The sequence below is a fragment of the Trebonia sp. genome (assembly GCF_049794275.1).
Lineage (GTDB): Bacteria > Actinomycetota > Actinomycetes > Streptosporangiales > Streptosporangiaceae > Trebonia.
Window position 1 is genome coordinate 1 of sequence record NZ_JBARCR010000311.1, and the last position, 7,293, is coordinate 7,293.

The window sequence follows — 7,293 nt, forward strand, 5'->3', positions numbered from 1 at the left end:
GTTTGGTCCTGGCTCACCGGACCGCTGAGGACCGTTCGGTGTTCGGTATTGACCGAACGCCGAACGGTCTGGCATCCTGGTTACTGTGGACACTGAGGCCCTACTTATCGATGCTCTGGCGCAGCTGGGGGTTCAGGCTCGGCAGGCCGTCCGCGCGCCCGACCGCGGGATCGACTTGGTGATCGAACCCGGCGAGACCCGGGTGCAGGTCAAGCATCGCGCATTGGTGACCGACGAGGTTGCCCGGCGGCTACTCATCGAAATGCCGCTCCGCCCCGACTCGGTGCTGATGGTGGTGGGCGACCGCGTGACCGAGACAGCGCGCAGGCTGCTCATCGAGCACCGTGCCGGATACTACGACTTGCGCGGTCACCTCGCGTTGCGGTCGTCCAACGTCGTGATTGACGCCGATGTGGAGCCGGTCTCCGGGCGAGTTGAGCGTACGCATGCTCTGAGTGGCAATGCAGGCTTGGAAGTGGCCACCGCTCTCCTAATGGAACCGGCCGCTGGCGTATCGGTACGCGAGCTGGCGCGAAGGCTCGGGAGGTCGGCGAGTACGGTCTCCGAGGTGCTGGCCGCACTTCGCCGTGCCGGCCTAGTCGACGATGGGCATCGCGTTGAGGGGACGCAGCTGTTCTGGGAGGTTGCCGACCGCTGGCGTGTCGCCCGCATCTATCTCGCCCGATTGCCTGTGCCCGGCGACGATGCCACGATCGCCAAGCCCCTGCGGCTCGGACTCGACGACGCGGAGAACACGATTGGGTGGGCACTCACTGACTCGGCTGCCGCTGTAGTGTATGGCGCGCCGCTGGCAGTACGTACCGAGCAGCTCCTCGACTTCTACGTGCCCGACCTGGCGATTGTGCGGCGATCGACCACACTTCTAGGCTCTGCCTCGTCGCGGCTGCAAGCGCGCTGCGCGGTTCGGGTCGCCCCTGTGCCCGCAGCGTGCAGCCACCGAGTCGACCTGGCCACCAACCCCTTTGAATGGCCGCTCGCCCACCCTGTCTTCGTCGCGCTGGACCTAGCCCAGGACGCGGGGCGCGGACGAGAGGTCCTCAGTGTCTGGACGCCTCCGGACAGGTGGGCCCGTGTCTGGTAAGCGCGTGACGTTGATCGGTGACGCAATGGCTGCGGTCGTCCAAGGCGTTGAAGAAGTTCGCACCCTGATCGGCCGGCCACCGGTGGTGGTCGGCGGGCTGGCCGTGGTGTGCCGCCTCTCCAATCCTTACCGCGCCACCACCGATCTCGATGTCGTGGACCGGCTGCTCGGTGAAGTGCCGCAGCTTCAGGTGCTCCGCGCCGCACGAGGAGCTGAGCCTGTCGAGCCGACTTCGGTACTGCTTCCTACGGCGTACGGCCAAGTCAAGGTCGACGTGCTCGAGGTCCGGCAGATCGAGATCGACCAGCCGAGCGACGATCCGGGTGACCGCCTGCACGCCTTCGCCCACGCCTGGGCCAACGACAGCGCCACCGAAGTCACCATCGAAGTGGCGCCCCTGAGCGGAGCACACGTCGAGGTCAGTGCGCTGGTCGCCGAACCGGGCCCCCTCGTCGCCATGAAGCTGCAAGCCATCATGAACCGTGCGTCCGCCAAACAGGGCACCGACCTGCAAGACATCGCCCGGCTCATCTTCGACGAGCAAATACGACCCATGGCACTGGCTCAACTGGGCAACTGCGACGCGTTGACCGCCGCAGACATCGCACTGCATGTCGATCTCTGGCTGGTAGATCGCCGCCGTGAGGCACTGCGGTGGATTCATGATGCGGGCGGCACGGACCTCACCCTAGATGATCTCGAACTCTTGGCCGAGCTCCTGCTCGCCGCGTGTGCGCGAAGTTAGCTCACCCGACTCGCCGAGTCCGCGCCAAGTTGGGCGGCTGCAATCCGAACTGCTGCGCCTGGGCTGCCTCCAACCACTGCTGGTCATCGGCGTGAGTGCCTACCACCCGGCTCGGTCATGCGATGCTTGCTAAGTTGGCGCTGGGTGTGTAGGGCACTCGGCGAGGGTCGGGGAAGCCCAGGCTGACGTAGCCAGGTGCGCGCTTGGCGAGAGATGAGGCAAGCACCCGGGTTTGTTCGTCGACGTAGTCGTGGACTTCGGCGGTGGTCTTGCCGTCGTACGACCGCATGATGCGTCCGGCGTACTGGACGAGCTTTCCCTTATATGAGACCGGTGCGGCAAGAAAGAGCGTGTCCAACGGCGGACAGTCGAAGCCCTCGCCGGCATAGGGACCAGTGGCGACGGCGAGCAGTGGCGGGCCGCCGGGTTGCGGCTGCAGCCGGGCGAGCGCCGCGGCACGGTCTTTGGCGCCCATGCCGCCGCGCAGGATGACGGGATCGTGGCCCGCAGCCCGCAGTCCGTCCGCCAGCTTCTGCAGGTGCGCGATCCAGCTGGTGAGGACGAGGCAGTTCCTGCCCATCGCAAGCGCAGCGGCTACGTCCGTGATGACCTGGCGGGTGCGTGCCTCACTGGCCATCAGGTCGCGGTAGATCATCGTCATCCCGCCTGGCACGGAGGGATCGGCATCCCCCGCGTAGCAGTACGACGTGGCGTGCAGGTGCAGCACCGGTGTCGGTCGGCCGCCCGGCGTACTGCCCGGCAGCACCGGTATCTCGGCGGCAGGCTCGCGAGGTCCGGTGATGGTGTGCCGGACCGGCCCGGTTTGCATGGCGATCAGGTCATCGAGCTTGTCGCGCCGGTACGGGGTGGCGGTCAGCCCGAGCCAGCGGCGCGCCGGGACCTGCTTGACCGCATGCTCGAACGCAGCTGCTGGAACATGATGGCATTCATCGGCGACGATCAGTCCGTAGCCGGCGGCGAGCTTGGCAACGTCGTCGTGGCGGGCGAGAGTCTGCAAGGTGAGGATGTCAATGGTTCCGCGGAGTTTGGCGCGGCCGCCGCCAAGCTGCCCGGCCTTCACGCCGAGGAACTCACTGACGCGGCTGCGCCACTGGTCAGCCAGCGCTTTGCGGTCAACCAAGACAAGCGTGGATGTCTGATGGGCCGCGATGACAGCGCAGGCAATGACCGTCTTACCCGACCCGGGCGGCGCGACGAGCATACCGAGGTCGTGCCGGGTCAGTTCGGCGACGGCCGCTCGCTGCGCTGCAGTCAGCGTCGCGTTGAACGTGAACTGTTGCGGCGTGCCGGCCGCCCGTTCATCAGTTATCTCTACACGGCTGCCCGCCTGTTCGGCGAGCGAGGCGATGGTGCCGAGCATGCCGCGCGGCAGGACCAGGCTGCCGTCGATGGTCTCGTCAAAGCTGTAAAGAAACCGCGGAGTGTTGTACGTGGAGGCGCGCATCCGCTGCCGTTCGTAGAACTCCGGGTTATGCATCGATGCCGCGTGCCGCAGCGTCGATCCCAGGGCCGGGGTGAGTTCAGCCTGCCCGACCCGGATGCCCGCGCCGAGCCGGACATGCAGGACCGGTGCCACCGAAGGCCGTATCTGCGATGAGAACGGGGCGCCAAGTCTGGTCACGTCCCCGGCGACCGCGACCCGGCCGGCCCGGTCAGCGGCACGCTTGACTTCCTGCGGTGTCATCCGCCCGAGGGTCGATAGGTACCGCCACTGGTCCTTGTGCGGTTCGAGGTCCTCTAGATTCAAAAACACGGTCGCGCCGTTGCGGCGGGCCGGCCTGAACAGCGGCGCAGCGATCAGGTTCCCGATGCCGCCGACCGGGAGCAGGTCCTGGGACGGGAACAGCCGGTCGTAACTGTCCAGCTTCATCCGGCCCCGCATCGCCATAGCCTCGCGCAGCAAGCCGGTGCCCAGGCGCCGTGCTATCTCGGCCGGAACCGGCGACGTGAAGAACGCCCACGCATGCGCGCCGATCCCGGACCTTGATACCTCCAGGGCGACCGGGACCTGCAGCGCCCGCGCGGCCTTGACGTACATCAGCGCGTCGGCCAGCCCGTCCGGCCCGTCGAAGTCAGCGGCCAGCCACCAGCACCGGTCACCAACCAGCAGCGGGTACAGCCCGATGTGCACCTCGCCTTTCAGATGCGCGGCGAGCACGGCTGGCGTCAACGGCAGGAAATCGGCATCCTCATGCTTCATGCCTTTGCGCCAGCCGCCGCGGACCGCAGGCACCCAGCCGCCCCTCCCGGTACGCGGATTGTCATACCGGATGGCGTACACGTCGGTGCGGGCAGCGAACAGCGCACCGAAGAACGCCACCTTCACCTCCGGAGGCGACCCGTCGTCTACCAGCCCGGGAGGTGCCTCGAAGAACCCGGCCTGCCCAGGAGCCGACGGAGCCGCCTGCTCCGGAGTCATCTTCAGCAGCCGCAGCAGCCGGGCGTTCTCCGCCCGAAGCCGTGCCAGCTCAGCCTCAACCGCCGCCGGGATCTCAGCCACGGTGACACGCTATCCGCCAACGACCGTAGACCGGGCATCCCGGCGGGGATGGCCGCACCAGATAGCCGACGGCCAACATGTACCCGGCAATAGGGAGGACATTTAGGGCCGAGCCCCGGCCTTCTGCATGCAAACAGGCCATGACCTAAAACCAATAGTTTGGTACTTTTCATCGAACAGGAATCTGAAAAATGGTGGAGCTAAGGGCCTTTAGCTAAGGAGATTCGAACCCCTGACCTTCTGCATGCCATGCGGGTTCTAGACGTCTGAGACGGTCGGACGGAGTCGAACGGAGAGTCGGCTGCTGGCCCGTTGCCGCTGCTGCACCCTGACGGGCTGCGCCCGGCCGAGGGCCTGGGGCCCGCGGACCCGCTGCGCCGGGCCGTTACCCTGCGCGGCAGCCTGGTCAAGCGCCGCAGCGTGATTGCAGCCCGGCTCGACAGCTACCTGGAACTGCTCGGCCCGGACTGGCATGCCGCTTTCGGCGGCGACCTGCTGCTGCTGACAGTGCTGCGGCCTGAACGTGCGCGCGGGGTCTTCGGTACGGCAGTCCGCTGGCTGACTGGGGGTAAGAAGGCCGCGGCCAGTGACGCTCACCTTGTACCGGGTTCAATTACCGAATTATGGAGGGAGCCACGATGGCCGTATCTGATGTGACAGCCGATCGTGATTATCCGCAGATGATCACGGAGATCGATCATGTCGAACCCGCCCCGCGGCGAGTGCGGGGAACGCTGGGCGGCGAGCTGGTCTTCGACAGCACACGGGCGCGGTACGTCTGGGAATGGGCGTATTACCCGCAGTACTACATCCCGGTCGAGGACGTCGACGAGCGTTTCCTCCTGGACGAGCACCACGAGCAGCGGCTCCGCCAGGGGACGGCACGCCGTCACGGCTTGCGGGCTGGCGGTGTGGATCGCCCGGGCGCCGCGCGCGTCTTCGGTGACGAAGCGATCGACGGGGTGGCTGACACGGCCCGTTTCGACTGGGACGCGCTGGATGCCTGGTATGAGGAGGACGAGCAGGTCTTCGTCCATCCCCGCAACCCTTACGTCCGCGTCGACGCACTTCGCTCGCACCGGCACGTCCGGGCCTCACTGGAGGGAATCACGCTGGCCGAGAGCACCACGCCAGTGCTGGTGTTCGAGACGGGCCTGCCGACCCGGTATTACTTCGATCGCACCGATGTCGACTTCAGTCATCTCGTGCCGACCACCACCCGGACGGCCTGCCCGTACAAGGGCGTCACCAGCGCCTACTGGTCGGTGCGTACCGGTGACGAAGTGCGGGGTGGCCACCAGGATCTCGCCTGGGCCTATGACTTTCCCACCCGCCAGCTGGCGCCCATCGCGGGCCTGGTCGCCTTCTACAACGAGAAGATCGACATCGACGTGGATGGTGTGCGGCTGCCCCGCGCCCGAACCCATTTCTTCAAGTGATCGCCACCATCGCGGCGCCGGGGTAAGACCGCGGCCGCAGGGCGCACTAACAGTACGGACCGATTCACGCGACGACACCTAACCGATTCACGCGACGACACCTAAAAGGAGGCAGGCCATGCCCCTGCTGCACCCGGGGGACACGTTCCCCCAGCTGACCCTCAATATTCCCGGCGCGCAGGCCATCCAGGTTCCCGACTCGTTCGCCGGGGAGTTCGGGGTCGTGCTGTTCAACCGCGGAGCGTGGTGCCCCTACTGCACCGCCCAGCTGCGCGCGTTCCAGCGAGCCGGTGATTCCCTGGCCCAGGTCGGCGTCCGGGTGGCCGCGCTCTGGGTCGACGACGAGAAGACCACCGCGGACTTCACCGCCAGGCACGGCCTCACCTTCCCGCTGGGACACAGCGCCGACGCCCGCGCTATCGCCAGGCTGACCGGCGCGTTCGTCAACGAAGACCCGCTCTACCTGCAGTCCACCGGCTTCGTGCTAGACCCGCAGGGCAAGGTGATCGTAAGCGTGTAATCCAGCGGCGCCATCGGCCGCCTAGTGCCCGAGGACATCACCGGCCTGGTCCGGTACCTGCGCGAGCACGCCGCCACGTCGTCCTCATAGCCATGGAAACCGACAGCATGAACCACGCCGACATCAACTTCTACTTCGACCCGCTGTGCCCGTTCGCCTGGATGACGAGCAAATGGGTCCGGCAGGTCGCCGCGCAGCGCGACTACACCGTGGACTGGCGGTTCATTTCCCTGCGCATGCTCAACGCTGGCGTCGACTACGACGGTCACTTCCCGGCGGGCTACGAGGCCGGCCACACCGCTGGGCTGCGGCTGCTGCGGGTGGCCGCCCGGACCCGCACCGAGCACGGTCGCCAGGCTGTCGGACCCCTCTACGAGGCGATCGGCACCCAGGCGTTCGACTCCGCCGCCGCGGCTGCGCTGCGACCGGAACAACGGGGAAGTCGCGAGTTCGTCCAGCCCCTCCTGGAACGGGCCGGGTTGCCCGACGGGCTCGCCGGCGCCCTGGATGACCCCAGCTGGGACGGGGTACTGCGGGCGGAAACCGACGAGGCGCTCGCGCTGGCCGGGAAGGACGTCGGAACCCCGGTCATCCACTTCGGGCCGCCCCACGGAACCGCGTTTTTCGGGCCGGTCATCAGCCGGCTGCCCAGCGACCAGGAAGCGGTCCAGCTGTGGGACCACGTTGTCGGGCTCGCCTCATTCCCCGGCTTCGCCGAGCTCAAGCGCAGCCTTCGAGAACGACCCCAGCTGCGCAGCTTTGGCGTTAGCCCTGGCGAGACCGGCATCCAGGAGGACTGGCACGGCGGAAGCCGGCGCCTCAAGAAGTAGGACCTCGAGCAGCAAGGCGGCCGCCGCCAAGCACCTATTGAAGCGCACACATCGAAACACGAGGAGAGCAGTTACCATGAGCACCGACCTGACCGGAACTGTCGCCCTGATCACCGGAGCCACCAGCGGTATCGGC

At 67.1% G+C, this 7,293-nt stretch carries 7 protein-coding genes; 6 read left to right on the top strand and 1 reads right to left on the bottom strand.

What is annotated here, in order from left to right; genetic code table 11:
- Window positions 1–85 precede the first annotated feature (85 nt).
- Complete coding sequence (locus tag WA805_RS08625) at window positions 86–1,102, top strand: helix-turn-helix domain-containing protein (RefSeq protein ID WP_422277843.1); 1,017 nt, start codon at window positions 86–88, stop codon at window positions 1,100–1,102.
- A 4-nt stretch (window positions 1,103–1,106) separates the two neighbouring features.
- Complete coding sequence (locus tag WA805_RS08630; RefSeq protein ID WP_422323358.1) at window positions 1,107–1,847, top strand: hypothetical protein; 741 nt, start codon at window positions 1,107–1,109, stop codon at window positions 1,845–1,847.
- Window positions 1,848–1,962: 115 nt separating this feature from the next.
- Here the strand turns inward: WA805_RS08630 and WA805_RS08635 are convergent, their stop codons facing one another.
- Complete coding sequence (locus tag WA805_RS08635) at window positions 1,963–4,368, bottom strand: TOTE conflict system archaeo-eukaryotic primase domain-containing protein (protein WP_422277847.1); 2,406 nt, start codon at window positions 4,366–4,368, stop codon at window positions 1,963–1,965.
- A gap of 312 nt (window positions 4,369–4,680) precedes the next feature.
- Between WA805_RS08635 and WA805_RS08640 the strand changes: the two genes are divergently transcribed.
- The 4 genes from WA805_RS08640 to WA805_RS08655 all read left to right on the top strand — a co-directional run bounded on the left by WA805_RS08640 (window position 4,681) and on the right by WA805_RS08655 (window position 7,157).
- Window positions 4,681–5,025, top strand: a complete 345-nt coding sequence (locus WA805_RS08640; RefSeq protein WP_422277849.1) for a hypothetical protein — start codon at window positions 4,681–4,683, stop codon at window positions 5,023–5,025.
- 23 nt (window positions 5,026–5,048) lie between these two features.
- Complete coding sequence (locus WA805_RS08645) at window positions 5,049–5,807, top strand: DUF427 domain-containing protein (RefSeq protein WP_422289410.1); 759 nt, start codon at window positions 5,049–5,051, stop codon at window positions 5,805–5,807.
- A gap of 118 nt (window positions 5,808–5,925) precedes the next feature.
- On the top strand, window positions 5,926–6,327 hold the full coding sequence (locus tag WA805_RS08650) for a peroxiredoxin family protein (protein WP_425242075.1): 402 nt from the start codon (window positions 5,926–5,928) through the stop codon (window positions 6,325–6,327).
- A gap of 92 nt (window positions 6,328–6,419) precedes the next feature.
- Complete coding sequence (locus WA805_RS08655) at window positions 6,420–7,157, top strand: hypothetical protein (RefSeq protein WP_425240855.1); 738 nt, start codon at window positions 6,420–6,422, stop codon at window positions 7,155–7,157.
- Window positions 7,158–7,293: the final 136 nt, after the last annotated feature.

Bases quoted from the DNA above. Each gene is read 5' to 3' on its own strand.
- WA805_RS08655 (WP_425240855.1), top strand. From the start codon at position 6,420: ATGGAAACCGACAGCATGAACCACGCCGACATCAACTTCTACTTCGAC.
- WA805_RS08645 (WP_422289410.1), top strand. From the start codon at position 5,049: ATGATCACGGAGATCGATCATGTCGAACCCGCCCCGCGGCGAGTGCGG.
- WA805_RS08650 (WP_425242075.1), top strand. From the start codon at position 5,926: ATGCCCCTGCTGCACCCGGGGGACACGTTCCCCCAGCTGACCCTCAAT.